This is a genomic window from Polaromonas sp. P1_F9, assembly GCF_056405615.1.
This window is the reverse complement of the sequence record NZ_JBFUBT010000003.1, coordinates 395,561-421,217: the sequence shown is the minus strand read 5'-3', so window position 1 is coordinate 421,217 and position 25,657 is coordinate 395,561. Positions and strand designations below refer to the sequence as shown.

The following is a 25,657-nucleotide window of genomic DNA, read 5'->3' as shown; positions in this document are numbered from 1 at the left end:
GTTATTCGCCGACCTGAAGAAAGAAACAACCATGTTCAAGCAACTTGCCGCTTCGCTAGCTTTCCTGGCTGTCCTGCCGCTGGCATGGGCGCAAACCCCGGCACCGGCCAACCCCACAGTGCGCTTGCGCGCGACGATTGAAAAAGTCGACGCAACCAGCCTTACCGTCAGGGAACGCAGCGGCGAAGTGATCACGCTGGTGCGTCCGGCCGAGATGGACGTGTCCGAGGTGTACCCGCTGTCGCTCGCCGACATCAAGCCCGGGAGCTACATCGGCACCGCCGGCATGCCGCAGCCCGATGGCAGCCAGCTGGCGCTGGAGGTGCTGGTGTTCCCCGAAGCCGCGCGCGGCGCCGGTGAAGGCCACCGCCCCTGGGACTTGCGTCCCGACAGCACCATGACCAACGCCACCGTGGCCGATCTGGCCGCGGCGCCAACGTCGGTACCCGGCGGGCAAAAGCTTACGCTGCGCTACAAGGACGGCGAGAAAACCGTGATTGTTCCGCCGGATGTGCCGGTGGTGTCCTTCAAGCCCGGCAAGGCCGACGAGAACGCCTTGCTGGTGCCGGGCGCCAAGGTGATGATCACGGCGCAGGAAAAAGCCGGCAAGCCGACCGCGCTGCGGGTCATCGTCGGCCGCGATGGTTTTGCGCCGCCCATGTAATGCGCCGCGCGCGGGCCGGCAAGTGCGGCCTGTAATAATTGGCGTATGCCGCCCACCGGCGCCAAACCGGTCTCAGGCCCCTGTTTTTAAGCGATTTAGCCCTGCGGGCCAATAAGAACGGGCGCAAGCTGCTATTAAAAACAGAGCAAATACCTTCGCCTTCGAAGCGCTATCTTTGATGCCCTTCGGGAAAGCGGCTGCTGTTTGGCCTTGATTTTTCCCATCTCACCATACCTCGCCTCCGCGAGCAGACGGAACACCTTTTGAACGATTCAGCCTCTCCCGTGAAACCGCCGCCCGGCGGCCCCCTGCGTATTGCCGTCATAGGCGGCGGACCCGCCGGCCTGATGGCCGCCGAGGTGCTGGCCGCTGCCGGTGCAGCCGTGAAGGTCGAGGTCTATGACGCCATGCCTTCGGTGGGGCGCAAGTTTTTGCTGGCCGGGAAGGGCGGGCTCAACCTCACGCATTCCGAAGCGCCGGAGGCTTTTCTGGGCCGCTATGGCGAGCGCGCTGCGCAGCTGGCGCCGTTGCTGTCCGCTTTCGGCCCGGCCGAGCTGCGCACCTGGGCTGAAGCGCTGGGCGTGGAAACCTTTGTCGGCAGCTCGGGCCGCGTGTTCCCCAAAGACATGAAGGCTGCGCCGCTGCTGCGCGCGTGGCTGCATCGCCTTCGCCAGGCCGGCGTGCAGTTTTCCATGCGGCATCGTTGGCTGGGCTGGGGCGATGACGGTGCGCTGAAGTTTTCAACGCCCGACGGCGAGGTGTTGGCACACGCCGATGCCGTGGTGCTGGCTTTGGGCGGCGGCAGCTGGGCGCGGCTGGGCTCTGATGGCGCCTGGGTGCCACTGCTGGCTGAGCGCGGCGTGGCCGTGGCACCGCTGCTGCCGTCCAACTGCGGCTTCGACGTGGCAGCACGGCCCGACAGCCCGGCGCAGCTTGAAGAGGCGGCTGGCGATGCCGGCGAGACCCGCCGCGAATTCCTGCAGGAGCTCATGGGTAAAAGCCCACAGCCGCACACCGGCTGGACAGAACACTTCGCCAGCCGCTTTGCCGGCCAGCCTTTCAAGTCCGTCGCCATCAGTTTTACCGATTCACGCGGCCGCAGTTTCAACCGCAAGGGCGAATTCATTGCCACCGCCACCGGTGTGGAAGGCAGCCTGGTGTATGCCGCCTCCAGCTTGTTGCGTGACGAGATCGCTGAACACGGCAGCGCCACCTTCCTGCTCGATTTGCTGCCCGCCAAGACCGCCGAGCAGGTGCTGGTGGAGGTGCGCCACCCGCGCGGCTCACGCTCGCTGTCCAGTCACCTCAAAAGCCGTTTGAACCTCGACGGCATCAAGGCCGCGATGTTGTACGAACTGCTGGGCAAGGACGCGATCGCCGATCCGGTGCGCCTGGCGGCCGGCATCAAGGCACTGCCGGTGCGTGTCACCGCGGCCAGGCCGATGGATGAAGCCATCAGCACCGCGGGCGGCGTGATGTTTGAGTGCCTGAACGCGCAGCTACGGCTTAGTGTTGCGGCTGCTGTGCCCCAGCCGGTGTTCTGCGCCGGCGAAATGCTGGACTGGGAAGCCCCCACGGGCGGCTACCTGCTGACGGCCTGCTTTGCCGGCGGGCGTGTTGCCGGGCAGGGCGTTTTAAGCCATTTTGACCTGTAGCCCAATAGGGTCAGGCGCAAGCAGCTATTGATTTTGTAGCAATTTCCTTTCCCTGCGGGCCTTCATCCATTGCCAGGCTGGCAAAAAACGCGAGTTTGAACTAGTATTACATACGTTATAACTGAAAGACGTATGCCATGCACACCCTCAAACTGACCCAAATTGGTAATTCCATCGGCGTGATCTTGCCGCGCGAGGTGCTGGGGCGGCTCAAGCTTGAAAAAGGCGAGTCTGTGTTTCTCGTGGAGACGCCCGACGGTTACGTCATCACGCCTTACAACCCCGCCCTGGACGAGCAGATTCAGGCCGGCCGTGAATTCATGCGCGAATACCGCGACACCTTCCACCAACTCGCCAAATGAGTTGGCGCTGGATCGACAAGCAGGCCTTGCTGCTTTTGCATGGCGAAAGCCTGGCCGAGCACGGCGGTGGCGAGGGCTTGCGCGACGAAGGTCTGCTGGACTCCGCATTGGCCCGGCCCTTGAACCTGCTTGCCTACGGCGAACCTGATGTAGCCGCACTGGCCGCAAGTTATGCCATGGGTGTGGCAAAAAACCACCCGTTTGTCGACGGCAACAAGCGCGCTGCCTTTTTGACAGTGGGTATGTTTCTTTATTTGAACGGATACCGTTTGAGCACAACGCAAGCAGATGCAACCGTTACCGTGCTGGCGCTTGCCGCAGGGGACATCACCGAAGAGCAGTTTGCTGCCTGGCTTCGCCAAAAAGTGATTGCCCGACCCGGGAAGAAATTGTGATTTCGCTGACAAAAAGGAACCGCCGTGATCGTCCGTTTTAACATCGACTCTTTTGACAAGACCCAGTACGAATACCGCGTGACCCACGAAGGCGAAGACCTGTTCGGTGACGCCGGGTTGGGCGGCATTGAAGAGTGCATCATCGCCGCCACCGAAGGCCTGGGCCAGGACGCCGTGGCCGCAGAAGTCGCCTTCCGGGGCATCATCAGCGGCACCTACCCGCTGGCGTCGCTGGCGCTCATGTCGGCGCAGATCGCCGTTCATGCATTGCAGACCACCGAGGCGGTTGACGAAGTGAGCCGGTAGTACCGAGGCCCACAAAAGCCCCGGGGGCGGACTTTGCCGGGGAACTTTCGTTTGTGCGGTAGCGAACATACCGGGGGGCCGTTAGTGCCTATACTCCAAAGACGGTGCGAGATCTCTGCCAGAGGCCCAACTCGAAGCCAGATCCGCCCGGAGTGTCTCGATGGCCAATGCTCCCAACCCCAAAGACAACGAGCTGCTTGCCGCATTGCCGGACGCAGAGTGGCAGCGCTGGCTGCCGCAACTGGAATGGGTCGACATGCCGCTGGGCCAGGTGCTTTACGAGTCGGGCACCACGCTGGACCATGTGTACTTTCCCACCACGGCCATCGTCTCGCTGCTTTATGTGATGGAAAACGGCTCTTCGGCCGAGATTGCCGTCGTCGGCCATGAAGGTGTCGTGGGCATTTCCCTCTTCATGGGCGGGGAATCCACAACCAGCCGCGCCGTCGTGCAAAGCGCCGGCCAGGGTTTTCGCCTCAAGGCACAGGCCATCAAGAACGAGTTCAAGCGCGCGCCGGTGCTGCACCTGCTGCTGCGCTACACCCAGGCGCTGATCACGCAGATGGCGCAAACGGCCGTCTGCAACCGTCACCATTCGCTCGACCAGCAGCTGTGCCGCTGGCTGCTGCTCAGCCTTGACCGGTTGCAGAGCAATGAGCTGGTGATGACGCAGGAGCTGATCGCCAACATGCTGGGCGTGCGCCGCGAAGGTGTGACGGAAGGTGCGACCAAGCTGCAAAACCTCGGGCTGATCCGCTATTCGCGCGGCCGCATCACGGTGCTGGACCGCCCGGGGCTGGAGCAGCGCACCTGCGAGTGTTATGCCGTGGTCAAGAAAGAATACGACCGCCTGCTTCCCGAAAAACTCGCCTCCTAGCATCCCGGTGTGCGGCCTGTTGTGCGCTGTGTGCGCTGTGTGCGCTGGCACACGGTGGCGTTGGCAGCACCTCATGCATACTGGGGCACCGAATTGAACTGACGACAGTAGCGCGGCCTTGTCCATGACCCGGCACTCCCCGGGGGCCATAGAACCTATTCACGATCTAAACGGAGCCGCGTTGGGGTGCAATCGGGATGAGTGGGCCGCGCAGGACCGCCGCATGGGCTAATGCCCATGCAAGGGTCTGGGTGGCTCAATCGCCCGATTTCACCCCAACCCGGAGGGCAAGCGCCTTCTCGGGCGATCTGCGGCGTTGCGGCGCTTGCCCATAGCTGCACTATGGGCAGCGCACCGCGCCTTGCATCCCATCCCGAGAAGGTGCTTGCGCGGCCCCGTTTAGACCGTGAACAGGTTCTTACACCGGAGAGCCGCTTTGGCCCCTGTCGAAAATCACCTCATTGAGCTTCTCCCTCGCAAGGACCGCCTGCGCCTGCTGGCCGTCTGCGAGCCGGTTGAGTTGTCGCTGGCTGAGGTGCTGTGTGAACCCGGCAAACCCACACGTTACGTCTATTTCCCCGTCGAAAGCTTCATTTCCCTCGTGGCCCTGGTGGAAGGCAGCCCGGGGGTGGAGGTCGGCATGGTGGGCCGCGAAGGCATGCTGGGTGCGCAACTGGTGCTGGGTGTTGTTACCGCACCGGTGCACGCGGTGGTGCAGGGCGCGGGGGCATCCTGGCGGATCAGCACCGCCGTTTTCCGGCGCGAGCTGGCGCGCAGTGCTTCGCTGCAGCGCGGCCTGAACCGCTACCTTTATGTGCTGATGGCGCAGCAGTCCGCATCGGCCGCCTGCCTTCGGTTTCACCTGACGAGCCAGCGCCTGGCCCGATGGCTGCTGATGAGCCAGGACCGCGCGCACGCCGACAATTTTCATGTGACGCACGAATTTCTGGCCTACATGCTGGGCATGCGCCGCGTCGGCATCACGTCGGCCGCCAGCGCGTTGCAGCGCAGCGGATTGATCGAATACCACCGTGGTGAATTGAAAGTTCTTGACCGCAGCGGCCTGGAGGCTGCGGCATGCAGCTGTTACGCGGCTGACCGGAAAACCTATACCCAATTGCTTCACTGACGAGCGGGTTTGGGATAGCGGGGCCCTGCCTGTCAGGCAAAAGCATCGGTTTACCTGTTTCAGCTCAATGGCAGCCCGCGACTCTGCCTGGAAACCTTTTGCGGTTGATGTGCGTTACCGCACGGACGGATCGCCTTGGGCCGCCTAAAAAGGGGCGTACGGCGATATTGCGAACCTTTGAAGACGCAGCGCCCGACCGCTGTTGCAGCGCAATGCAACTCCTTTAGCGAGGGTTCTGAAATGATCCGGCTTGCTTCCTCACCCCCTCCCAATATCAGGCTGCTGGCGCGCTCGGCGCTGACCATGCTGAGCTCTCCTGAACTCATGAAGGAGTCCCGATGCGAGCTGCCCGCCACCAGCGCCGCTGCGCTGGATGTCCTGCGCGACTGGGCCAAAGGAGACGGCGAGGGCGCTGACGGCATCCATCTCGCTTCGCTTCCCGAGCGGCAGCTCGAAGCGCTCACACCCGACCACCCGCTGGACATCGCAATCGCCGACTGGGACGCGCTGTTTGGCGCCGTCAAAGCCAGGCTCATGCACAGCGTCGGTGAAAAACTCGCAGCAGCACCCAACTCGCAGGCCGGCGAGGCCGCGGAGCTGGTCCAGTCCATCGTGCTGGAGTGTGTGGGCGCCTTGCACCAGCTTCACCTGGCACTGACGCAGGAGCGCGGGCAGCGCGCCCACCCGGCGGCCCCGGGCGAGCAGGCCACCCAGCCTATGACGCCGGGCTAACTTCTCCGCCTGCTTTCCGGGATGTCCGTGGAGCCGTCAGGCCGGCTTTGACGCAACCGGCACGGGCTGAAAAGTTTCCAGGTGGGCGATGATCAGATCGGTCACCTCCATCCCGCTCAGCGAACTCAACGCAAAAAACGCCACAGAGTCGGCATGGCCGGCCCGGGGATCATAGTACTGCGAAGGTACCTGCCGCAAATAACGCGCACGCGGCCTGCTGCCCTGCACGTCATACACCAGGGCATCGTCGGCAATTCCTACTTGCAGCCCATGAAGCGGGCCTCCTATGCAGGTCATCAGCATTGCATGGTTGTCTCCGTCAATGGACTGTATACGGATGGAGTGGCTGTGGCTATGGGCCGTCTGGCCTAGTGGTGGCTTTGTCGGCTGGATAGGCGGTGGCAGACCTAAAATGGTTCTGGCAGCCCAAGCCCGCATGTTCTTTGGGTCTTCCATGGCGAGTCCCGGCCCAGCCTTCAATCCATGAAACCCTATTCCATCCTCTTTGTCTGCATGGGCAATATCTGCCGCAGCCCCACAGCCCATGGCGTGTTCCTGCAGAGAGTCATGGACCGCGGGCTTGTCCATCAGATCCAGGTCGACTCGGCCGGCACCCACAACTACCACCCTGGCAATCCGCCCGATGAGCGCTCCCAAGCGCATGCATCCAGGCGAGGCTATGACCTGTCACGCTTGAGGGCCCGGCAGATTTCGGATTCAGATTTTGAGCGCCATGATTTGATTTTGGCGATGGACTGGGACAACCTGGCTTTGATCCAGGAGGAATGTCCCGCCGAACATCTCGGCAAAGTGCGCAGGCTGACGGAGTTTTGCTTGAAGCATGACAGCCCGGTTGTGCCTGATCCTTATTACGGCGGCAAGGATGGGTTTGAGCATGTGCTCGACTTGGTGGAAGATGCTTGCGAAGGGTTGCTTCGATATGTGGAGCGACAGCATTGACGGTATGTCGCACTGTGTGGCTTTTTAGCGGCCTTCGGTTACATTCAATTCACTAACAACTGGGAGCATGCATGACATTGATGGCGTGTTATGAATGTGGAAATGCCTTTGAAATTTCCTACGAATGCTGGCGAGGTAAGAGCAGGGCCGGATTGCCGACATTTGAATGACAAATTAAATAATCAGAAGAGTTTCTGTATGCAGGTCAACACTAATAAGGCATTGAACGAAGACAAGGAGGAGTTTTGGGAGCGACCGACCGTCTTTATTTGGGCACTTGCATTTGTAATTTTCATTTGGATAGTTTGGATAGCATTTTTGGGAAATTTTGTTCGAATGGGATTCGAACACACACTTACCAGGACTGGGTTCGTTAGTGGTCCCGTAAAAACGGTTCAACCTCCCGCTTCGACACAAAAAGAAAGTCTGTCAGAAGGACTGCGGCTCGATAAGGATGGAGACGGGCACCTTGCTGCGCTTGGTCAGGCGGGTGATGCCTTTGGCGGATTCAATGCGTTGGCCTCAGCACTTGCCTGCTTGGGTGTTGTGTGGGCGACAATGTTGCAGCGGATTACCTTAAAAAAGTTGCAAGCTGCCGAAAAACTCAGCCGTGCAGAGACAAGATTCGAGCATGTTCAACAAAGCTTTTTTGAATTGCTCAAGCTCAGCCGTGAACTCGCCGACAGAGTGGTAAGACTGAAGACTGCGAGACGGCGAAATATAGAGTCGTTTAGAAAAGATCTCGACAATTATTGGAGCGGTCCTGCCGCATTGGACGCTATCGCAGCATCAATACGAATCCAGCATAGGCATCTTGAGTCGGATGCACTTTTGTTAGCTGCCGTGATAAGTTATCAGCAACTCTATGACGAGCAACCTTCTCGGGTTGGACCATTCATAAGAATTCTCTTTCAGACCTTTCAGCTTATCGACTTGGCTGATATTCCAGATGTGGAGAAAATTCGACTTTCAAAAATTGCGAGAGGGCAGATCAGCGAAGGCACGGTGTTGCTTTTGGCATTGAACTCGTTAACTTGGCGCGGTTGGGATTTTGTAGATTTCATCCAGCGGTATGGTCTGCTGGAGCATATGCATCCAAAGGATCAAGTTAAATTTCTACCGGCTCTTAGAGCTGCGTTCAATAGGCACGCCTTTTTGGGAAGCACTCAACGCAAGGTTCAGCCAGAATTGAATCCGGGAGATATGAAACCGAATCACCAACGCTTTGATGTTTCTGCAGAGGCCGCTGCCCAGCGCCTACGTCTTGACGCACTAAATCGAAAATAGGATGGCAAGCTAAGAGCAATGGACCCCTGCTGAGGCTGCAACTGTGTTGCTAGCCCCACTGTCAACGCATCGGTCTTTTAGAGGAAACCTATTTCCTTTAAACAGCTTTGCATTTGCTGACGCTGTTGCTCAGTGAGTTGGATTACGCCGGTGTAAATCCATTCAGTAGCCTCGTTCCAATTAACGCCTGCTTGCACTCTACGGCTGTTCGATGCGGCCAAGATGAATTCAAGGGACGCAGCGGGCTCAACCGCGAACAAATACGCACCCTTTTCCGTGGCGCTTTCCTTAAAGCTCTTCTGAATTGGCGCGGCCGCCTCTTTGCCCTCCGCTTTTAGCCACGCGTTTTTTAAAGCTACGCGGCGGCCTTTGCCTGGCTCAGGGGTTGCGACCGGAGTCACTTCTCCGATGATTTTGGCCAACGCCACACCGGATTTCCAAACGTTGGCGGACAGATCGAATGACCTAAAAGTTGGTCGCCCTTGAACCGGCAGAATAACTCCCACAGCTCGCACGCCGCAGCCCTCAACAGTGCCATCTTTTCCGTAAACGAGGGGTTGGCCGACCATTTCGACCTCTAGCAGGGACTGCGCGAACGCGCCGGGTGCAGCTAGAAGTCCGGCTAGGAAAATACAAACTGCTTTCATGGTGCCCCCGATTTGTTTCGTGCAGCGTAGCATGCCGCCGTTCACCCCTGTTTCCCAATCCGCAACAAAGGATTAGCATCCCCGGAAAGGGGAGGCCACATGAAAAAGCTATTAAGTACGGCACTTTCGGTGTGCTGCATTGTTACGAGCCACGCGCAGGACATATCGACAGTGGAGGCACAGGTAGTGCAGGAGTTACAAGGCACGCTGTTTACCAAAAGCCACCGCGAGACTGCAGAAGGGCAGCTACAAGCCTGCGGAATGGAGTTCGCAGCACTCGAGCGAGACTTCAGTACCAAAGGCGGTGCCCCGATAAGAATCGTAGGATCGTTTTATATGCGCGCTAGTGAAAAATGGGGGCTTTCATACGCACTGAAGCTTGGCGTCTTGGATGGGCTCAATCCCAAATCCGGAGCAGTGGCTCCCTTCAATGCGTTTATTCGTGCCCCGACAGGTAATGCTCCAAAGAAGGCCATAAGGGCTCTAGCGGAAAACGAGGGGTTTGCTCTGTTTGCTGGAGCCTTGGACGAAGATGTAGTCGCTGCGTATCAGGCTATCGTTGAGGAGAAAAAGCTCGTCGTTGGCTTCAACAGGAGACCCGGAGAATTGGATGTGAATACGACTCTGGACCTCACTGTGATTGACACGACGATGTCCAAAGGAAAAGCTCTCAGGGAGAGAAGCACTCAAACAGTGGATGAGTTTGTTGTTTGCACTGGGGCTCTTTTTAAGAGAGTGAAGCGCTAGAAGCCGCTACAGGCTTGAAAACCCGCGAGAACCGCGGATTTGAGATGAATAAGGTGACGAGCCTTGACCCCGGCACTGACTCCACAGTTAGGGCTGCTTGGTTCCCCACCTGACCCGGTTGGCCGCTTTATCATGCGGGAAGGCCCGTCACCCTCGATTGTAAGGGACTTGGGAATGACCCCTCCGCAATAACCCTCATTAGGGAGAAGGCGCGCAGGTATTTATTCCAGCCGGGGCCGCGGGACTGGCTTTGCCAGACCGCAGGCGCAGCGGCCCCCTCGGGGGGCAGCGCATTACGCGAAGCGAAAAGCGTGGGGGCCATATCCACGGCAAATTAGAATGGCTGGATGTCCTATCTCGTTCTCGCCCGCAAATACCGCCCCAAAAATTTCTCGGAAATGGTGGGGCAGTCGCATGTGGTGCAGGCGCTGGGCAATGCGCTGGCCACCCAGCGGTTGCACCATGCTTACCTGTTCACCGGCACGCGGGGCGTAGGCAAGACAACCATTTCCCGCATCCTGGCCAAGTCGCTCAATTGCCTGGGGCCGGACGGGCAGGGCGGCATTACGGCCACGCCGTGTGGCGTGTGCCAGGCCTGTACCGACATCGACAGCGGCCGCTTCGTGGATTACACGGAGCTGGACGCAGCGTCCAACCGGGGTGTCGATGAGATCGCCCAATTGCTCGAGCAAGCCGTTTACAAACCCGTCGTCGGCCGCTTCAAGGTCTTCATGATCGACGAGGTGCACATGCTCACGAACACGGCGTTCAACGCCATGCTCAAGACGCTGGAAGAACCCCCCGAATACCTGAAGTTCGTGCTGGCCACGACCGACCCGCAGAAAGTGCCGGCCACCGTGCTGTCGCGCTGCCTGCAGTTCAACCTGCGGCCCATGGCGCCTGAGACGGTGCTGGAGCATTTGACGCAGGTGCTGGGCGTTGAAAACGTCCCGGCCGAGCAGCAGGCGCTGCGCCTGCTGGCGCGCGCGGCGCGCGGCTCCATGCGCGACGCCCTGTCGCTGACGGACCAGGCCATTGCGTTTGGCTCCGGCAAGCTCGAAGAAGCCAGTGTGCGCACCATGCTGGGCAGCGTGGACCGCAGCTATGTCTATCGCCTGCTGGACGCCCTGGCGCGCGGCGACGGCAAAACCGTGGTCGAAACCTCCGAAGCGTTGCGGCTGAACGGCTTGAGCGCGGCTTCCACTCTGGAGGAAATGACGACAGTGCTGCAACGCATGGCGGTGTTGCAGGCCGTACCCGAGATGGGGGCGGGCGACGACGGGGCCGACCCGGATATCGCGGAGACGGCGCGGCTGGCCCAGGCGCTGCCCGCCGATGAAACGCAGCTGCTTTACAGCCTGTGCCTGCATGGCCGCGGTGAGCTGGGCCTGGCGCCCGACGAATACGCGGGCCTGACCATGGTGCTGCTGCGCCTGCTGGCTTTCAAACCCTCGGCTTCGGCTACCACCCATTCGGGGGGTGCCGCCGAGCCCGGAAAAAAGCCCCAGCCTGAGGTGGCGCGGGCCCATGCGCCCGTGGCTTTGCCTGAACGGCGTGCGGCGCCGGCGCTTGCCGCTGCACCTGAACCCGCACATGATGAGCCTGCGACTGCTGCAGCGCGCGTGTCACAGGAACCACCAGCGCCTCAAAATTTTGAACAAAAACAGCCCGTAGCCCAGGCGGAACGTGCGCAAGCAGCTATCAATTCAGTAGCAGCTCCTGTGGTGATGCCGGAGCGGCCAGTGCCGCAGCAGCGCCCGCAGCCGGGCATGCCAGCTGCTGCCGTCGCGCCTCTGGTGCCTGTTCCGCACGGCGAGGGCTGGAGCCAGACCGTCAACCAGCTGGTGGCCGCCGAGGCCGTGGCGGCACTGACGCGTGAATTGGGCTTGCAGTCTGAATTGCGCAGCCAGGCCGATGGGCTGTGGACGCTTCGGGTAGAACGCGAGTCGCTGAACCAGGCGGCAGCGCGTGAAAAGCTGCAAGCCGCGCTGCAGGCGCATCTTGGCGATGCGGCCCTGCGGCTCGCGGTGGAAGTGGGGCCCGTCACCGACACCCCGGCGCGCCGCAATGCGGCGGCGCAGGCCGAGCGCCAGCGCGCGGCCGAAGAAATGATCCAGAACGACCCGTTTGTGCAGGACATGATTCGCGATTGGGGCGCCAAAATTGTCCCCGGCAGCATCCGGCCGCTGGCCGCGAAGTCGATATGATCAAAGGCAGGTTTTAAAACCAGTTTCTGCCCCCAATTTCGACGCAATTTCAGACGCAAAGCACACCTCGATTTCAAGTTTTAAAGGAACTACCATGTTTAACAAAGGACAACTCGCGGGCCTCATGAAGCAGGCGCAGGCGATGCAGGACAACCTCAAGAAAGCCCAGGAAGAACTGGCATTTGTGGAGGTCACCGCTGAGGCCGGCGCCGGCCTGGTGAAGGTCACCATGACCTGCAAGCACGATGTCAAACGCGTCGAAATTGACCCCAGCCTGCTGACCGACGACAAGGACATGCTGGAAGACCTGGTGGCTGCTGCGTTCAACGCCGCCGTGCGCAAGGCCGAAGAAGTGAGCAACGAGAAAATGGGCAAGCTCACGGCAGGAATGCCCGGCCTCCCTGGCGGCATGAAGCTCCCCTTCTAGCGGCTACTGCGCGGGCTCATGGCCGCGTTGCGGGTCCCGATCAGGTCATCCTCATGCACCTCAAGTGCATTCCGGTGACCTGACACCCGCGCCTTGCCCTGAACCCGCTCGCTACGCCTTTGTTCTTTATATTCTTTAAAGCTGCATTCCTCACCACATGGCTGACTCCAACGCTCTCGAAGGCCTTACCCAGGCCTTGCGCAAGCTGCCGGGCGTGGGCGCCAAGTCGGCCGCGCGCATGGCGTTCCATCTGCTGCAGCACGACAAGCCCGGCGCGCTGCAGATTGCCCGTGCGCTGGAGCACGCTGTCAGCAGCGTGCGGCATTGCACCCTGTGCAACACGCTGACGGAGCAGGAGGTTTGCACCACCTGCGCCAACCCGCAGCGTGACCGCAGCAAGCTGTGCGTGGTTGAAACACCGGCCGACCAGGCGGCCCTTGAACGCACGCTGGCCTACAAGGGCCTTTATTTTGTGCTCATGGGCAAGCTGAGCCCGCTTGACGGCATAGGCCCCAACGACATCGGCTTGCAAAAACTGTTTGACCGCGTGGTGCCCAAGAACGAGCGCGGCGAGGCATTGCCGCCTGCATCGCGCGAAGTGCAGGAAGTCATCCTGGCGACCAATTTCACGGCCGAAGGCGAAGCCACTGCACACGTGATTGCACAGGCGCTGAAAAGCCGCGGCGTCCAGGTGACGCGCCTGGCGCGCGGAGTGCCGGTGGGCAGCGAACTTGAATACGTAGACCTGGGCACCATTGCCCACGCGTTGGTGGACCGCAGGTGAGGGCGGTGTTTTTAGTTTTATCTTGACAGCTTCATGCCCGCAGCGGGCGACCATAACGAAAGGAACCCACCATGACATTCGCACGCTTCACCATTGCCTACTGGTGTGTTCTGATTGCGGCCCTGTTGCCCATTGTGTGTGCCGCCATTGCCAAATACGGCACGATGAGCACCCCGCGGCGCGATGGTGGATATGACAACCACAACCCGCGAGGCTGGCTGGCGCAGCAAACCGACTGGCGTGCCCGGGCCAACGCCGCGCAAGCCAACACATTCGAGGCGCTGCCCTTTTTCTTTGCAGCAGTCATCATTGCGCACGTCCTGCAGGCGGGGCAGACACGGCTGGACATCCTGGCATTGCTCTTTGTCGTGCTGCGCATTGCCTACATCATGATGTACATCGCTGACCTCGCCAAAGCCCGCTCTGCCATCTGGGCGTGTGCACTTTTTATCAATATCGTCATTCTTTTTTCCGGCTTTCGTTGACACATGCGGCGAGAGTGTGAAAGTTACCTCTGGTAACGCGATCACCTTCGGTAAAAACCCGCACGGGATGACCCCGATGCGGGTTTTTTTATGCCTCGATAAGCTTGTGACATCAAAAAAAGAGAGAGGCTTGCATGAATCGCCAACCCCTGATTTCCCGCCGGGCTTTTGCCGGTGGCACCGCACTGGCAGCAGCAACGCTGGCATTGCCGGCGCTTCGCGCGCAACCCAGGCTCGAGAAAACAAAAATTGCGTTGGCGGTCGGCGGCAAGGCGGCGTTCTATTACCTGCCTCTTACCATTTCAGAGCAACTGGGGTATTTCAAGGCCGAAGGCCTGGACATTGAAATCAGCGACTTTGCCGGTGGCGCGCGCGCGCTGCAGGCCGTGGTGGGCGGCTCTGCCGACGTCTGCTCGGGTGCTTTCGAGCACACCATCAACCTTCAGTCCAAAAACCAGATGTTCCAGGCTTTTGTGCTGCAGGGCAGGGCGCCGCAAATTGCTTTTGGCGTCTCAACGAAAAACATGCCCAACTACAAAACGGTCGCGGACCTGAAGGGCAAGAGAATCGGTGTGTCTGCGCCGGGTTCGTCCACCAACATGATGGCCAACCTGGTGCTTTCGCGTGCGGGGCTCAAACCCGGCGACGTCAGTTTCATCGGGGTCGGCACCGCGGCAGGCGCACTGACCGCGATGCGTTCGGGCCAGATCGACGCCATGAGCAATACCGACCCGGTCATGACCATGCTCGAACAAAAGGGCGAGGTAAAGATCATCAGCGATACGCGCACGCTCAAGGGCACGATCGAAGTTTTTGGCGGTTCCATGCCGGCGGCCTGCCTGTACGCCCCGATAGAGTTCGTCCAGAAAAATCCCAACACCTGCCAGGCACTGGCCAATGCGATCGTGCATGGGCTCAAGTGGCTGCAGACGGCAGGCCCCGGTGACATCATCAAGACCGTGCCCGAGAGCTACCTGCTGGGCGACCGGGCGCTGTACCTTGCGTCGTTCAACAAGGTGCGCGAGTCGATTTCGCTCGACGGCATCATTCCTGATGATGGCGCGCGCACGGCGCTCAAGGCACTGGCAAGCTTTGACCCCAGCATCAAGGCCGACAAGATCGATATCGCCAAGACCTATACCAACGAGTTCGCGCGCAAGGCCAAGGACCGATTTAAAGCTTGAGCCCCCACGCTCCCCACTGCGTGTGGTTCGCTGCCCCCCGAGGGGGCGCTGCGCCTGCGGCCCGGCAAAGCCGGTTCCGCGGCCCCTGCTGGTGAAGATAGAGGCCCTGCGCAAGCACCTTGCTGTAAGCTCCCGCCATGCCAGAACCCGACGACGCCTACGCCCTGGAGCTGATCAACATCAGCTGCACCTTTCGCTCGCGTGACGATACGGGCCAGCGCTATACGGCGGTGAGCGACACTACCTTGCGCATACGGGCCGGTGAATTCGTTTCGGTTGTCGGGCCTACAGGGTGCGGTAAATCCACGTTGCTCAATATTGGCGCCGGTTTGCTGGAGCCGTCTTCCGGCGAGGTTCGGGTGTTTGGCCAACCGCTGGGCGGCATCAACACCCGCGCCGGCTACATGTTCCAGACTGAAGCCTTGATGCCGTGGCGCAGCGCCATCGCCAATGTGATGATGGGATTGCAATACCGGGGCATACCCGACGATGAAGCCCGCCGCCAGGCGCAGGCCTGGCTTGAGCGTGTGGGCCTGGGCGAGTTCGGTGACCGCTATCCGCACCAGCTTTCGGGCGGCATGCGAAAGCGCACCGCCCTGGCCCAGGTGCTGGCGCTGGACCCCGACATCATCCTGATGGACGAACCCTTCAGCGCGCTCGACATCCAGACCCGCCAGCTCATGGAAAACGAAGTGCTGGACCTGTGGGCGGCCAAAAAGAAGGCGGTGCTGTTCATCACGCACGATCTGGACGAGGCCATCGCCATGAGCGACAGGGTGGTGGTGCTGTCGGCCGGCCCAGGCACGCACCCCATCGGCGAATTCCTGATTGACTTGCCGCGCCCCCGTGACGTGGCGGAGGTGCGCAGCCAGCCGCGTTTTGTCGAGTTGCATACGCAGATATGGAATGTGTTGCGCGATGAAGTGCTCAAGGGCTATGCACAGCAACTTAAGAAAGCCGCTTGATCATGTGGCGCCATATCAGGCCTTCCGAAAGCAACTTGCGCGCTTGGCAAATCGGCTTGCTGATGTGCATGCTGGCGGGTTGGCACCTGGTCTCGCGCGACGAGAAAATTGCCTTTTTCCTGGGGGAGCCCATCAAGGTGGCTGGCCGCGTCTGGAGCTGGTTCATGCCTTTCGGCTTTGGCGAGAGCCGCTTGTTTCCCGAAGGCCTTGCGGGCAATGCCGACATCTACCTGCACCTGGGAACAACGCTGCTGGAAACCGTGCTGGCCTTCGGCATAGGCACCGTGCTGGGCCTGGCGTGCGGCCTGTGGCTTGCCCTGGCCCCTACAGCCAGCGCCATCCTGGACCCCTACATCAAGGCGGCCAATTCCATGCCCCGTGTGATCCTGGCACCCATTTTTGCGCTGTGGTTCGGCCTTGGCATCTGGAGCAAGGTCGCGCTGGCGGTCACGCTGGTGTTTTTCATTGTGTTTTTTAATGTTTACCAAGGTGTGAAAGAGGTCAGCCCGGTGGTGTTGGCGAATGCCCGCATGCTGGGTGCCAACCAGCGCCAGCTGTTGCGCACGGTGTACCTGCCAAGCGCGACCAGCTGGGTGTTTTCCAGCCTGCATACCTCTGTGGGCCTGGCATTTGTCGGAGCCGTCGTGGGTGAATACCTGGGCTCTGCGCGGGGGGTGGGCTACCTGATTTTGCAGGCCGAGGGCACGTTTGACGTGAACACGGTGTTTGCCGGCATCGTGGTGCTGACGGCGTTCGCGCTGGTGCTGGACGGCATCGTGGGCCGTCTCGAAAAACGGCTCATGAAATGGCAGCCGCGTACCGGTGAGACGGAAAAACTTTGACGCTTTCTCTGCACCGCAATTCTTCCTGTCGTCCTACAGCCTGCGGCCGGGCTGCTCCTTAAAGTCGTGGCTGCCTGCACCGCTTCTGCCATGCGCAGCAGCGGCAAGCCGGCTTCACTCCAAGGACGCACCATGAATCTTTCACTCAGCATCGGCCCCATCGTGTCGCTTATCGCGGGGATTCTTATCCTGCTGATACCGCGGCTGCTCAATTACATCGTGGCGATTTACCTGATCGTTATCGGCTTGATCGGTTTGTTCGGCAGCGGTTCGTTCAAGCTGTAGCAGCAGCCCCGAAGCTGGTGACTGCTAGAGCGCGTGCTCCGGAACGTCAACGTTTTTTGGACTTGACGACCGTCTTGGTATTGCTGCGTTTGGTCACTTTGGCGGAGCTGCCGCGACTGCGGCCGGAGGCCTGGCCTTTGGACGCGTGGCTTTTGACCGGAAGGAAAACCACCACCTGATGGCCCAGCTTGAAACCGCTGGAGACGCTGACGTTGTTCCACTCAGCCACACTGGAGGTGCTCAACCCGTAGCGCTTGGCAATGGTGGCCACCGATTCGCCTTTGCGGGCCTTGACGGTGGTGCGCCGGGTCACGACTTCGGGTGAAAACGACACCTGCGCGTTATCGGCGACATGGCTGGTCACGTCGGCCTCGACTTTCGCTGAACGCGGCACCAGCAAGGTCGAGCCCGCCTTGATCAGCATGCGCGGCGGAATGTTGTTGACGCCGCGCAGGTCGGCTTCGCTCATGCCGGTGCGGCGTGCTGCTTCGGCCGGATTCATGGTGCTGGGTGCGGTCCAGGCCGTCCAACTGGCGTACTGGCCCTGACTAAAGGCCTCGAAGTTGCGCTGGAACACTGTGGCATTGTCCCAGGGCAGCAATATCTGCGGCGTTCCAGCCGCGATGATCACGGGGCGGTGCGCTGATGGGTTGAGCGCCTTGAAGTCTTCAATCTTGACGTCCGCCAGGCGCGCCGCCAGGGCTACGTCGATGTCGCGCGTGATCAGCACTTGCTGAAAATAAGGGTGGTTCTCGATCAGCGGCAGTTCGGTGCGGAATGCCTGCGGATTGGCCACAATGTTTTTGACGGCCTGCAGCTTGGGCACGTAGAGCCGGGTTTCTGCTGGCATGTTCAGGTCGGTGTAGCTGGTGCCCAGCCCCGCTCTCTGGTTTTTGGCGATGGCGCGGCCCACGCTGCCTTCACCCCAGTTATAGGCCGCCAGCGCCAGATGCCAGTCGCCAAACATGCCATGCAGCTTTTGCAGGTAGTCCAGTGCCGCGCGGGTGGAAGCCAGTACGTCACGCCGGTCGTCGCGGAAAGCGTTTTGCTTCAGGTCGAAATATTTACCGGTGGCCGGCATGAACTGCCACATGCCGGCGGCTTTGGCGCTGGAAACGGCCTGCGGGTTAAAAGCGCTTTCGATGAACGGCAGCAATGCCAGTTCCGTCGGCATCTGGCGGCGCTCGAGTTCTTCAACGATATGAAAAAGGTATTTGCTGGAGCGCTCGGTCATGCGCAGGATGTAATCCGGCCGGCTGGCATACCACTGCTCGCGATCCGTCACCAGCTCGTTTTGCAGGTCGGGCATGGCAAAGCCGCGGCGAATACGGTCCCACAGTTCCTTGGGAGGTTCTGTGGATGCGATCTGGTACGAGCCGACCTGGCCTGGTGTGATGGCCTGAAGCGGGCCGCCCGGCACTTGCGGTTTGGCGGTGGGGCCTGTTCCTGTTGTGAGGACCGGGTCACCCGGCATTCCGGGCGGCTGTGTGGCGCAGCCCGCCAGCAGTGCTGCCACAAGCAGAAACGCCAGCGGAACAATACGGAAATTGACGAGTTTGGGAAGAGGAGATGCTGCAGTGGTTCGGTCGTGTGGCGTCATTTGAATTGGTTTTTCCACTGCCGGATGGCGGCAAATACGGTGTTGTCGTCTCGGGCCGACGCATCAAAGTGCCGGGCAGCAGCCATGATAGTGGGTTGGCGGGTCCGCAAGAAGGGGTTGATCAGCAATTCCTGGGCCACAGAGGTCGGCAAGGTTGGCTTTCCCTGGGCGCGAAGTGCAACGCATTGCGCCTGATATGCCGCCAGGTCGGCATTTTCTGGCTCGACCGCCATGGCAAAGCGGAGATTGCTGAGTGTGTATTCATGGGTGCAACAGACGACGGTGTTGCCAGGCAACGCAGCCAGCTTGTCGAGCGAGGCCAGCATTTGCGCCGGCGTGCCCTCAAACAAGCGTCCGCAACCGCTCGAGAACAGTGTGTCGCCGCAAAACAGCAGCGGCCTGCCGTTCACGGAAAGGCCATCCGGCGCCGGGCCGCCCCAAGCCGGATGAGCCCCCTCGGGGGGCAGCGCATCACGCGAAGCGGAAAGCGTGGGGGCAAGGTAGAAAGCAATGTGGCCTGCGGTATGGCCAGGTACATCAATCACCTGAAAATTAAGACCAAGGGCTTTCGCTGTGTCGCCACCGCTGAGGGGCGTGTATGGCCGCGGAATGTGTTCGGTGGCCGGGCCCCAGACCTGAGCACCTGTTGCCTCGCGAAGGGCATCTACGCCGCCTGTATGGTCGGCATGGTGATGCGTGACTAGAATCGACTCCAGTTGCAATGCGTGCTGCTTCAGGGTGCGCTGCACCGGCCCGGCATCTCCCGGGTCCACGACCAGGGCACGCCTGCCGTCATGCAACAGCCAGAGGTAGTTGTCGTCGAAGGCAGGAATGGGAATCAAATACATACAGTGGTCTCAATGAGCTCTGAAATTATAGGTTTGACGGACTGGCTGAAGACCCCTCCCGGTGGCTATCTTCTGGACTGGGAGCGCAAGCATTTTGACCAGGCCGTCAGCGACGTGTTTGGCTACCACGCGCTGCAATTGGGCCTGCCGGAGCTCGACGCCCTGCAAGCCAATCGCATGCCGCACAAATGGCTGGCACTGGATTCGCTGCCGCCGCCGTCTGAACCCGGAAAGTCCCCGGCTACAGATACGAGCGGCCGCACGGCCGCAAGTTCCCGGCGCGCGGCGCTCCTGACCGATGCGGGAGCGCTTCCCTTCCCGGAGAACAGCCTGGACCTGGTGGTATTGCCGCATACGCTTGAACTCAGCAGCGACCCGCATGCCAGCCTGCGCGAGGTGAGCCGGGTGCTTGTTCCGGAAGGGCGGGTGGTCATCAGCGGCTTCAATCCGACCAGCTTGTGGGGGCTGCGCCAGCGCCGTGGCCATATCTACCAGCGTTGGGGGTATGACAACCTCTTCCTTCCCAAAACAGGCGAGTTCATCGGTTACTGGCGTCTTCGCGACTGGCTGAGGCTGCTGGACTTTGAGGTAGAGTCGGGGCGCTTCGGCTGCTACCGGCCGGCGCTCACGAGTCAGGCCTGGCTGGACCGGTTCGAGTGGATGGATGCCGCGGGCGAACGCTGGTGGCCTATTTTTGGTGCTGTTTATTTCCTCGCAGCGGTCAAGCGTGTACGGGGAGTCCGCTTGCTTGAACCCGCCTGGAAGGCGCGAAGGGCGCCGGCGACAGCGCCGGCCGCGATAGCCAACAAGGAGCCGCTCACCCGATCATCCCGCTCTCAGCCGCCTGCCTGATTTTTCTTTAACCACCGGTTGCTTTTCGGAGCTTAGCGGGAGCATTTGTAACGCATGACCGACACACCAACAGGCGCAACGCCACAACCACAACACGTCGTGATCTATACCGACGGCGCATGCAAGGGAAACCCCGGTCCCGGAGGTTGGGGGGCGCTGCTGGCAATGGGTGGCACCGAAAAAGAATTATTTGGCGGCGAACTTGGCACAACCAACAACCGCATGGAGATGACTGCCGTCATCGAGGCGCTGGCGGCGCTGAAGCGGCCTTGCAGCGTGACGCTTTACCTGGACAGCGAATACGTGCGCAAGGGCATTACCGAATGGATTCACGGCTGGAAAGCCCGGGGCTGGCGTACGGCGGCCAAGGCGCCGGTCAAGAATGTGGATCTCTGGCAGCGCCTGGACGCCCTGGTTGTCTCCAGCGGCCACAAGATCGACTGGCGTTGGGTCAAGGGACATGCCGGTGACCCGGGCAACGAGCGCGCCGACGCGCTGGCCAACAAAGGCGTGGAACGCGCGCTCGGTCGGTTGTAACAAACAACCGTGCTGGGACTCTGAGTGAGGGGCGGGAACATGTGCGCAAAAACACGCACCAATCTGCCTTGGCCCACAAAAAATTCCGAACCCCGGCGCGCACCATAAGCGTACATAGCATCCGCGCCGTTTTGGTCGCCCAAGACGTTTGGTAAAGCCGTTGTAAAGCTACCGCGCTTACCCCGTACAGACGCCGGAAAAAGCTGCAAGCGCCATGGTGTCCTGCTACATTGGAAGTTTGTATCTCTTTGTATAACAAGTTTTCCTCCCCATGGCATCAAAAGCAATTTACACAGCGGTCGCGATAGCGGGCATTGCGGTCGCCTCGGGTGCTGCCTGGTGGGTGCAAAAACCCAAGGCGCAGGGCGGTGCGGCCGGGTCTTCGCCGGTTGCCTCGACGGGCCAGGGCGCCGGCAATGGCGCCAACGGTGCTGCCGCCGGAAAACCGGTGACCGTGGAAGCTGCCAAGGTGGAACTCGCCAGATTGTCGGATGACACCTCGGCCGTAGGCAGCCTGCGTTCGCGCCGCGGCGTGGTTTTGCGGCCCGAGGTCAGCGGGCGCATCACCCAGCTCAATTTCACCGATGGCCAGCGTGTGCGCAAAGGCCAGGTGCTGGTGCAGTTCGACGACCAGTTGCCGTTGGCGCAGGTGCAGCAAAGCCAGGCCGAACTGTCGATCGCGCGGGCCAACCAGAAGCGCAACCAGGAACTGGTGGCGCAAAACTTCATCAGCCAGCGCTCGCTCGATGAAAGCGCCGCCAACCTGCAGGTGGCCGAGGCCAAGCTGTCGCTGGCCAAGGCCACTGCCGCGCGGCTGAAGATCGTCGCACCATTTGACGGCATTGCCGGTATCCGGCTCGTCAACGTGGGCGACTACCTGAAAGACGGCGCGGACATCGTCAACATCGAGGACATCGAGGCCATCTTTGTCGATTTCCGGTTGCCTGAACGCTTTCAGAGCAAGGTCAAGCGCGGCCAGACAGCTGTGCTCGACATCGACGCCTTGCCAGGGCGCAAGTACAACGCGCAAATCCAGGCCATAGATCCCCTGATCGACGCCAATGGCCGCTCCATTGGTATCCGGGGCTGCATTGACAACCGCCAGCTGCAGCTGCGGCCCGGCATGTTCGCCCGGGTCAACACGGTGTTCGGCGTACGCGAGAACGCGCGCGTGGTGCCAGAGGAAGCGATTGTCCCGCAGGGCGGCCGGCAGTTCGTCATCAAGCTGCTGGAAGGCCCGAACGAGCAGACCCGCACCACCAGGCGCGTGGAAGTCAAGGTCGGCCTGCGCAGCCCCGGCAAGGTCGAGATTCTCGAAGGCCTGGAGTCCGGCGACGTGGTGGTTGCGACCGGCCAGCAGCGCGTGCAGCGTGACGGCACGGTGGTGTCCGTGGTGGATCTGGCCGCGAACGCCTCCGCCCGTGCGGGCAACGCAAAAGCGCCTGCCGCTGCCGGTACTTCGCCCGCAGCAGCCCCTGAAGCTGCGGCCGCCGCCGCACCGCAAGCGCCGCCGGCCGGCCCCAACCCCTGTGGCGTCGTAGTGTCGGAAGCCCCGGGGGCACTGGTGCCGGTGCGTAACGTGGCCCCAGCCGAGCGCCGCCCGGCCGGCCCGCCCGCGCGCGACCCCACTTGAGCGGCTGACGCGCCATAGCCCCCACAGGCCCTTATGCAACTCGCTGAAGTTTCCATACGCCGCCCGGTCTTTGCCACCGTGCTGTCTTTGCTCATCGTGCTGGTCGGTGCGGTGAGCTTCAACCGCCTTTCGGTGCGTGAATATCCCAAGATCGATGAACCCGTTGTGACCGTGAGCGTGCGCTATGCAGGCGCATCCGCGGAGGTCATAGAAACGCAGGTGACCAAGCCGCTGGAAGATTCCATCGCAGGCATTGATGCTGTCGACGTCATCACCTCCATCAGCCGTGCCGACCAGGCGCAGATCAGCGTGCGTTTCAGGCTCGAAAAAGACGCCGACTCGGCTGCCGCCGAAGTACGCGACCGCACGTCGCGCGTGCGCAACCGGCTGCCTCAGGCGATAGAAGAGCCTGTGATCGCCAAGGTCGAGGCCGATGCCTTTCCGGTTATCCAGGTGGCTTTTTCCAGCGATTCACTGACGCCGCTGCAGATCAACGACCTGGTCAACCGCATCGTCAAGCCGCGCCTGCAGACCGTGACCGGCGTGGCCGACGTACGCGTCTTTGGCGAGCGCAAGTACGCCATGCGCGTCTGGCTGGACACCGACAAGCTCGCCTCCTACAAGCTGACCACGCAGGACGTGGAAGACGCCATCAGCCGCAGCAACCTGGAGCTGCCGGCCGGCCGCATCGAGTCGCAGCAGCGCGAGTTCAGCGTGACCTCGCAGACTGACCTGGTCAGGCCCGCGCAGTTTCGCGAGATCGTCATCAAGAATGTGAACGGCTTTTCCGTCAAGGTTCGCGACGTCGCGCGTGTGGAAGAGGGCGCAGCCGACGAGCGCACGGCGGTCAGGCTCAACGGCCGCTCCGCTGTGGCAGTCGGCGTCATCCGCCAGGCAACGGCCAACCCGCTGGACCTGTCCAGGGGTGTGCGGGAGGCCTTCCCCAAGCTGAAGGCCGACCTGCCGTCCGACATGCTGATTGACGTCGCCAACGACAACTCGGTGTTCATCGACCGTTCCGTCAACAACGTGTACCACACCATCGCCGAGGCGATCGTGCTGGTGGCCCTGGTGATCTTTGTGTTCCTGCGCACCCTGCGTGCCTCCATCATCCCCATCGTCACTATCCCGGTGAGCCTGATCGGCACCTTCGGCATGATGGCGCTGGCGGGCTTCACCATCAACACGCTGACCCTGCTGGCGCTGGTGCTGGCTATCGGCCTGGTGGTGGACGACGCCATCGTGATGCTGGAAAACATCTTCCGGCACATTGAGGAGGGCATGGACCCGTTCTCGGCCGGCATCAAGGGCGCGCGTGAAATCGGCTTTGCCGTGGTCACCATGACGGCCACGCTGGTGGCCGTGTATGCGCCGCTGGCGTTCACACCGGGTCGTACCGGGCGCCTCTTCGTGGAATTTGCCCTGGCGCTGGCCGGCGCAGTGGTGGTGTCGGGCTTTGTGGCGCTGACGCTCACGCCCATGATGTGCACCCAGCTGCTTAAGCACAACCCCAAGCCCAACCGTTTTGACCAGTTCATGGAGCGGGCGTTGACGTCGATCTCCGACCGTTACGGCTCGGTGCTGCGCTGGGTCGTCACCACGCGTTATGTGCCCGTGACGGAGGAAGGCCCTGCCGGCCCTTCGCTGGCCCAACGGCTCAAAGCCATGGCCTTGCAGGCCCGCTGGATTGTCATCGGCGTGATGCTGCTCAGTGCCCTGGCCATTGCGCTGGTGTTCCCGAGCATGAAGCAGGAGCTTTCGCCCATTGAAGACCGCGGGGTGATTCTGGCCAACGTCAATGCCCCTGACGGCGCCACGCTGGACTACACCAACCGCTATGCAAGGGCGCTGGAGAAAATGGGTGAACCCTTTCCCGAGTTCGACCGCATTTTTGCCAACGTGGGCAACCCGACGGTGGCACAAGCCAGCGTGGTGTACCGCACAGTTGACTGGGACAAGCGTACGCGCTCCACCATCGACATGGCACGCGAGCTACAGCCCAAATTCAACGCACTGCCCGGTGTTACCGCCTTTCCAATCACGCCGCCGTCCCTGGGGCAGGGCTTTCGCGAACGGCCGCTCAATTTTGTGATCCAGACCTCCGACAGTTACCAGAACCTGAACACCGTGGTGCGCCAGATGCTGGAGGAGATTGCCAAAAACCCCGGCATCGTCTCGCCCGACGTAGACCTGCGGCTGAACAAGCCAGAGCTGCGCATTGAGGTGGAGCGGGACAAGGCGGCCGACCTCGGCGTCAGCGTCCAGGTTGTCGCGAAGGCCATCGAGACCCTGCTGGGCGGGCGCAACGTGACGCGCTACAAGCGCGATGCCGAGCAGTACGACGTGATCGTGCAGACCGAAGCCAGCGGCCGCACCACGCCTGAAGACATCGACCGTATTTATGTGCGGGGCCGCAACGACGCGATGATTCCGCTGTCGGCACTGGTGAAGGTGCGTGAAAGCGTGTCACCGCGTGAGTTGAACCACTTCGGGCAGCGCCGCTCGGTGTCCATCACGGCCAGCCTGGCGGGCGACTATTCGCTGGGCGAAGCACTCAAGTTCATGGACCAGACCGCCGCCAAGGTGCTCAAGACCGGTTACAGCACCGACCTGAACGGCACCTCGCGCGAGTTCAGAAACTCGCAAGGCGCATTGGCCATCGTGTTTGTATTGGCACTGGTGTTTATTTTCCTGGTGCTGGCTGCACAGTTTGAAAGTTTTATCGATCCGCTGGTCATCATGCTGTCGGTGCCGCTGTCCATGATCGGGGCCTTGCTGGCACTCAAATGGTCGGGCGGCTCGCTCAATGTGTATTCCCAAATCGGTCTGATCACGCTGGTCGGCCTGATCACCAAGCACGGTATCCTGATTGTGGAGTTCACCAACCAGTTGCGCGGGCAGGGCATGGAAATGATCGACGCGCTGGTCAAGGCGTCGTCGCAGCGCCTTCGCCCCATCATGATGACGACTGGCGCCATGGTGCTGGGAGCTTTGCCACTGGCCCTGGCCAAGGGCGCGGGTGCCGAAAGCCGCACGCAGATCGGCTGGGTTATCGTGGGGGGCATGTCGCTGGGCACTTTGCTCACTGTGTTTGTGGTGCCCACCATGTACACGCTGTTTGCCCGCAAGGCGGTCCCCGGGGCCAACAAGGCTATTGCCAGGGAGCAACCCGATGAACACCTTGAACACCCGGAGTACGTGGCGAAATGATCATGAGGAACCGCGTACCTCAGGCCGGGCCCCTGGC

At 61.1% G+C, this 25,657-nt stretch carries 27 protein-coding genes and 1 other RNA gene; 23 read left to right on the top strand and 5 right to left on the bottom strand.

Annotated elements, in window-relative coordinates; genetic code table 11:
* The first annotated feature begins 31 nt into the window (after positions 1 to 31).
* From AC1DYR_RS10975 to AC1DYR_RS10940, 8 genes are all read left to right on the top strand, one after another.
* On the top strand, positions 32 to 664 hold the full coding sequence (locus AC1DYR_RS10975; protein WP_477705130.1) for a hypothetical protein: 633 nt from the start codon (positions 32 to 34) through the stop codon (positions 662 to 664).
* 263 nt (positions 665 to 927) lie between these two features.
* Positions 928 to 2,319 carry a TIGR03862 family flavoprotein gene (locus AC1DYR_RS10970; RefSeq protein ID WP_477705129.1) on the top strand — a complete coding sequence of 464 codons (1,392 nt, stop codon included), beginning with the start codon at positions 928 to 930 and terminating at the stop codon, positions 2,317 to 2,319.
* Positions 2,320 to 2,456: 137 nt separating this feature from the next.
* Positions 2,457 to 2,681, top strand: a complete 225-nt coding sequence (locus AC1DYR_RS10965; protein ID WP_477647733.1) for an AbrB/MazE/SpoVT family DNA-binding domain-containing protein — start codon at positions 2,457 to 2,459, stop codon at positions 2,679 to 2,681.
* Positions 2,678 to 3,076 (top strand): type II toxin-antitoxin system death-on-curing family toxin, encoded by a 399-nt coding sequence (locus tag AC1DYR_RS10960; protein WP_477705128.1) that lies wholly within the window; start codon positions 2,678 to 2,680, stop codon positions 3,074 to 3,076. The genes AC1DYR_RS10965 and AC1DYR_RS10960 overlap by 4 nt, the downstream gene beginning before the upstream one ends.
* Before the next feature lie 24 nt (positions 3,077 to 3,100).
* Complete coding sequence (locus tag AC1DYR_RS10955; protein WP_477705127.1) at positions 3,101 to 3,382, top strand: hypothetical protein; 282 nt, start codon at positions 3,101 to 3,103, stop codon at positions 3,380 to 3,382.
* A 160-nt stretch (positions 3,383 to 3,542) separates the two neighbouring features.
* Positions 3,543 to 4,259, top strand: a complete 717-nt coding sequence (locus AC1DYR_RS10950; RefSeq protein WP_477705126.1) for a Crp/Fnr family transcriptional regulator — start codon at positions 3,543 to 3,545, stop codon at positions 4,257 to 4,259.
* 436 nt (positions 4,260 to 4,695) lie between these two features.
* Positions 4,696 to 5,388, top strand: coding sequence for a Crp/Fnr family transcriptional regulator (locus tag AC1DYR_RS10945; RefSeq protein WP_477705125.1), 693 nt, complete (start codon positions 4,696 to 4,698; stop codon positions 5,386 to 5,388).
* Between the two features lie 240 nt (positions 5,389 to 5,628).
* Positions 5,629 to 6,120, top strand: coding sequence for a hypothetical protein (locus AC1DYR_RS10940; RefSeq protein ID WP_477705124.1), 492 nt, complete (start codon positions 5,629 to 5,631; stop codon positions 6,118 to 6,120).
* Between the two features lie 36 nt (positions 6,121 to 6,156).
* On the opposite strand, the gene AC1DYR_RS10935 is transcribed toward AC1DYR_RS10940, so the two are convergent.
* Entirely contained in the window at positions 6,157 to 6,417 is a 261-nt protein-coding gene (locus AC1DYR_RS10935) for a hypothetical protein (protein WP_477686522.1), read from the bottom strand.
* 186 nt (positions 6,418 to 6,603) lie between these two features.
* Here AC1DYR_RS10935 and AC1DYR_RS10930 point away from each other — a divergent pair, with 186 nt between their 5' ends.
* Both AC1DYR_RS10930 and AC1DYR_RS10925 read left to right on the top strand, forming a co-directional pair.
* Positions 6,604 to 7,080 carry a low molecular weight protein-tyrosine-phosphatase gene (locus AC1DYR_RS10930; protein WP_477705123.1) on the top strand — a complete coding sequence of 159 codons (477 nt, stop codon included), beginning with the start codon at positions 6,604 to 6,606 and terminating at the stop codon, positions 7,078 to 7,080.
* Positions 7,081 to 7,278: 198 nt separating this feature from the next.
* Positions 7,279 to 8,367, top strand: coding sequence for a putative phage abortive infection protein (locus AC1DYR_RS10925; RefSeq protein ID WP_477705122.1), 1,089 nt, complete (start codon positions 7,279 to 7,281; stop codon positions 8,365 to 8,367).
* Positions 8,368 to 8,444: 77 nt separating this feature from the next.
* On the opposite strand, the gene AC1DYR_RS10920 is transcribed toward AC1DYR_RS10925, so the two are convergent.
* On the bottom strand, positions 8,445 to 9,014 hold the full coding sequence (locus AC1DYR_RS10920; RefSeq protein WP_477705121.1) for a hypothetical protein: 570 nt from the start codon (positions 9,012 to 9,014) through the stop codon (positions 8,445 to 8,447).
* A gap of 99 nt (positions 9,015 to 9,113) precedes the next feature.
* On the opposite strand from AC1DYR_RS10920, the gene AC1DYR_RS10915 reads away from it, so the two are divergent.
* Positions 9,114 to 9,761 carry a hypothetical protein gene (locus AC1DYR_RS10915; protein WP_477705120.1) on the top strand — a complete coding sequence of 216 codons (648 nt, stop codon included), beginning with the start codon at positions 9,114 to 9,116 and terminating at the stop codon, positions 9,759 to 9,761.
* A gap of 52 nt (positions 9,762 to 9,813) precedes the next feature.
* Here the strand turns inward: AC1DYR_RS10915 and ffs are convergent.
* An RNA gene (gene ffs, locus AC1DYR_RS10910) (signal recognition particle sRNA small type) lies at positions 9,814 to 9,910 on the bottom strand.
* Positions 9,911 to 10,108: 198 nt separating this feature from the next.
* Here ffs and dnaX point away from each other — a divergent pair.
* The 8 genes from dnaX to AC1DYR_RS10870 all read left to right on the top strand — a co-directional run bounded on the left by dnaX (position 10,109) and on the right by AC1DYR_RS10870 (position 16,940).
* A complete protein-coding gene (gene dnaX / locus AC1DYR_RS10905) occupies positions 10,109 to 11,968 on the top strand; it encodes a DNA polymerase III subunit gamma/tau (protein WP_477705119.1) in 1,860 nt (619 codons plus the stop codon).
* Positions 11,969 to 12,062: 94 nt separating this feature from the next.
* Positions 12,063 to 12,395: a YbaB/EbfC family nucleoid-associated protein gene (locus tag AC1DYR_RS10900; RefSeq protein WP_457278639.1), complete on the top strand. Its 333-nt coding sequence runs from the start codon at positions 12,063 to 12,065 to the stop codon at positions 12,393 to 12,395.
* Between the two features lie 157 nt (positions 12,396 to 12,552).
* Complete coding sequence (gene recR / locus AC1DYR_RS10895) at positions 12,553 to 13,179, top strand: recombination mediator RecR (RefSeq protein ID WP_477705118.1); 627 nt, start codon at positions 12,553 to 12,555, stop codon at positions 13,177 to 13,179.
* A gap of 71 nt (positions 13,180 to 13,250) precedes the next feature.
* Entirely contained in the window at positions 13,251 to 13,664 is a 414-nt protein-coding gene (locus tag AC1DYR_RS10890; RefSeq protein WP_457278637.1) for an MAPEG family protein, read from the top strand.
* A 134-nt stretch (positions 13,665 to 13,798) separates the two neighbouring features.
* Entirely contained in the window at positions 13,799 to 14,848 is a 1,050-nt protein-coding gene (locus AC1DYR_RS10885) for an ABC transporter substrate-binding protein (RefSeq protein WP_457278636.1), read from the top strand.
* A gap of 137 nt (positions 14,849 to 14,985) precedes the next feature.
* Positions 14,986 to 15,813, top strand: coding sequence for an ABC transporter ATP-binding protein (locus AC1DYR_RS10880; protein ID WP_477705117.1), 828 nt, complete (start codon positions 14,986 to 14,988; stop codon positions 15,811 to 15,813).
* A gap of 2 nt (positions 15,814 to 15,815) precedes the next feature.
* Positions 15,816 to 16,655 (top strand): ABC transporter permease, encoded by an 840-nt coding sequence (locus AC1DYR_RS10875; RefSeq protein WP_477705116.1) that lies wholly within the window; start codon positions 15,816 to 15,818, stop codon positions 16,653 to 16,655.
* Positions 16,656 to 16,787: 132 nt separating this feature from the next.
* Positions 16,788 to 16,940 carry a DUF3096 domain-containing protein gene (locus tag AC1DYR_RS10870; protein ID WP_348050368.1) on the top strand — a complete coding sequence of 51 codons (153 nt, stop codon included), beginning with the start codon at positions 16,788 to 16,790 and terminating at the stop codon, positions 16,938 to 16,940.
* Between the two features lie 46 nt (positions 16,941 to 16,986).
* On the opposite strand, the gene AC1DYR_RS10865 is transcribed toward AC1DYR_RS10870, so the two are convergent.
* On the bottom strand, positions 16,987 to 18,540 hold the full coding sequence (locus AC1DYR_RS10865; protein ID WP_477705115.1) for a transglycosylase SLT domain-containing protein: 1,554 nt from the start codon (positions 18,538 to 18,540) through the stop codon (positions 16,987 to 16,989).
* Positions 18,537 to 19,388 (bottom strand): hydroxyacylglutathione hydrolase, encoded by an 852-nt coding sequence (gene gloB / locus AC1DYR_RS10860; RefSeq protein ID WP_477705114.1) that lies wholly within the window; start codon positions 19,386 to 19,388, stop codon positions 18,537 to 18,539. Before gloB ends, AC1DYR_RS10865 begins: the two co-directional genes overlap by 4 nt.
* Before the next feature lie 12 nt (positions 19,389 to 19,400).
* On the opposite strand from gloB, the gene AC1DYR_RS10855 reads away from it, so the two are divergent.
* From AC1DYR_RS10855 to AC1DYR_RS10840, 4 genes are all read left to right on the top strand, one after another.
* Positions 19,401 to 20,240 carry a class I SAM-dependent methyltransferase gene (locus AC1DYR_RS10855; RefSeq protein WP_477705113.1) on the top strand — a complete coding sequence of 280 codons (840 nt, stop codon included), beginning with the start codon at positions 19,401 to 19,403 and terminating at the stop codon, positions 20,238 to 20,240.
* A gap of 54 nt (positions 20,241 to 20,294) precedes the next feature.
* A complete protein-coding gene (gene rnhA / locus AC1DYR_RS10850; RefSeq protein ID WP_477705112.1) occupies positions 20,295 to 20,777 on the top strand; it encodes a ribonuclease HI in 483 nt (160 codons plus the stop codon).
* 271 nt (positions 20,778 to 21,048) lie between these two features.
* Complete coding sequence (locus tag AC1DYR_RS10845) at positions 21,049 to 22,410, top strand: efflux RND transporter periplasmic adaptor subunit (RefSeq protein WP_477705111.1); 1,362 nt, start codon at positions 21,049 to 21,051, stop codon at positions 22,408 to 22,410.
* Positions 22,411 to 22,443: 33 nt separating this feature from the next.
* Positions 22,444 to 25,620 (top strand): efflux RND transporter permease subunit, encoded by a 3,177-nt coding sequence (locus AC1DYR_RS10840; RefSeq protein ID WP_477705110.1) that lies wholly within the window; start codon positions 22,444 to 22,446, stop codon positions 25,618 to 25,620.
* Positions 25,621 to 25,657 lie beyond the last annotated feature (37 nt).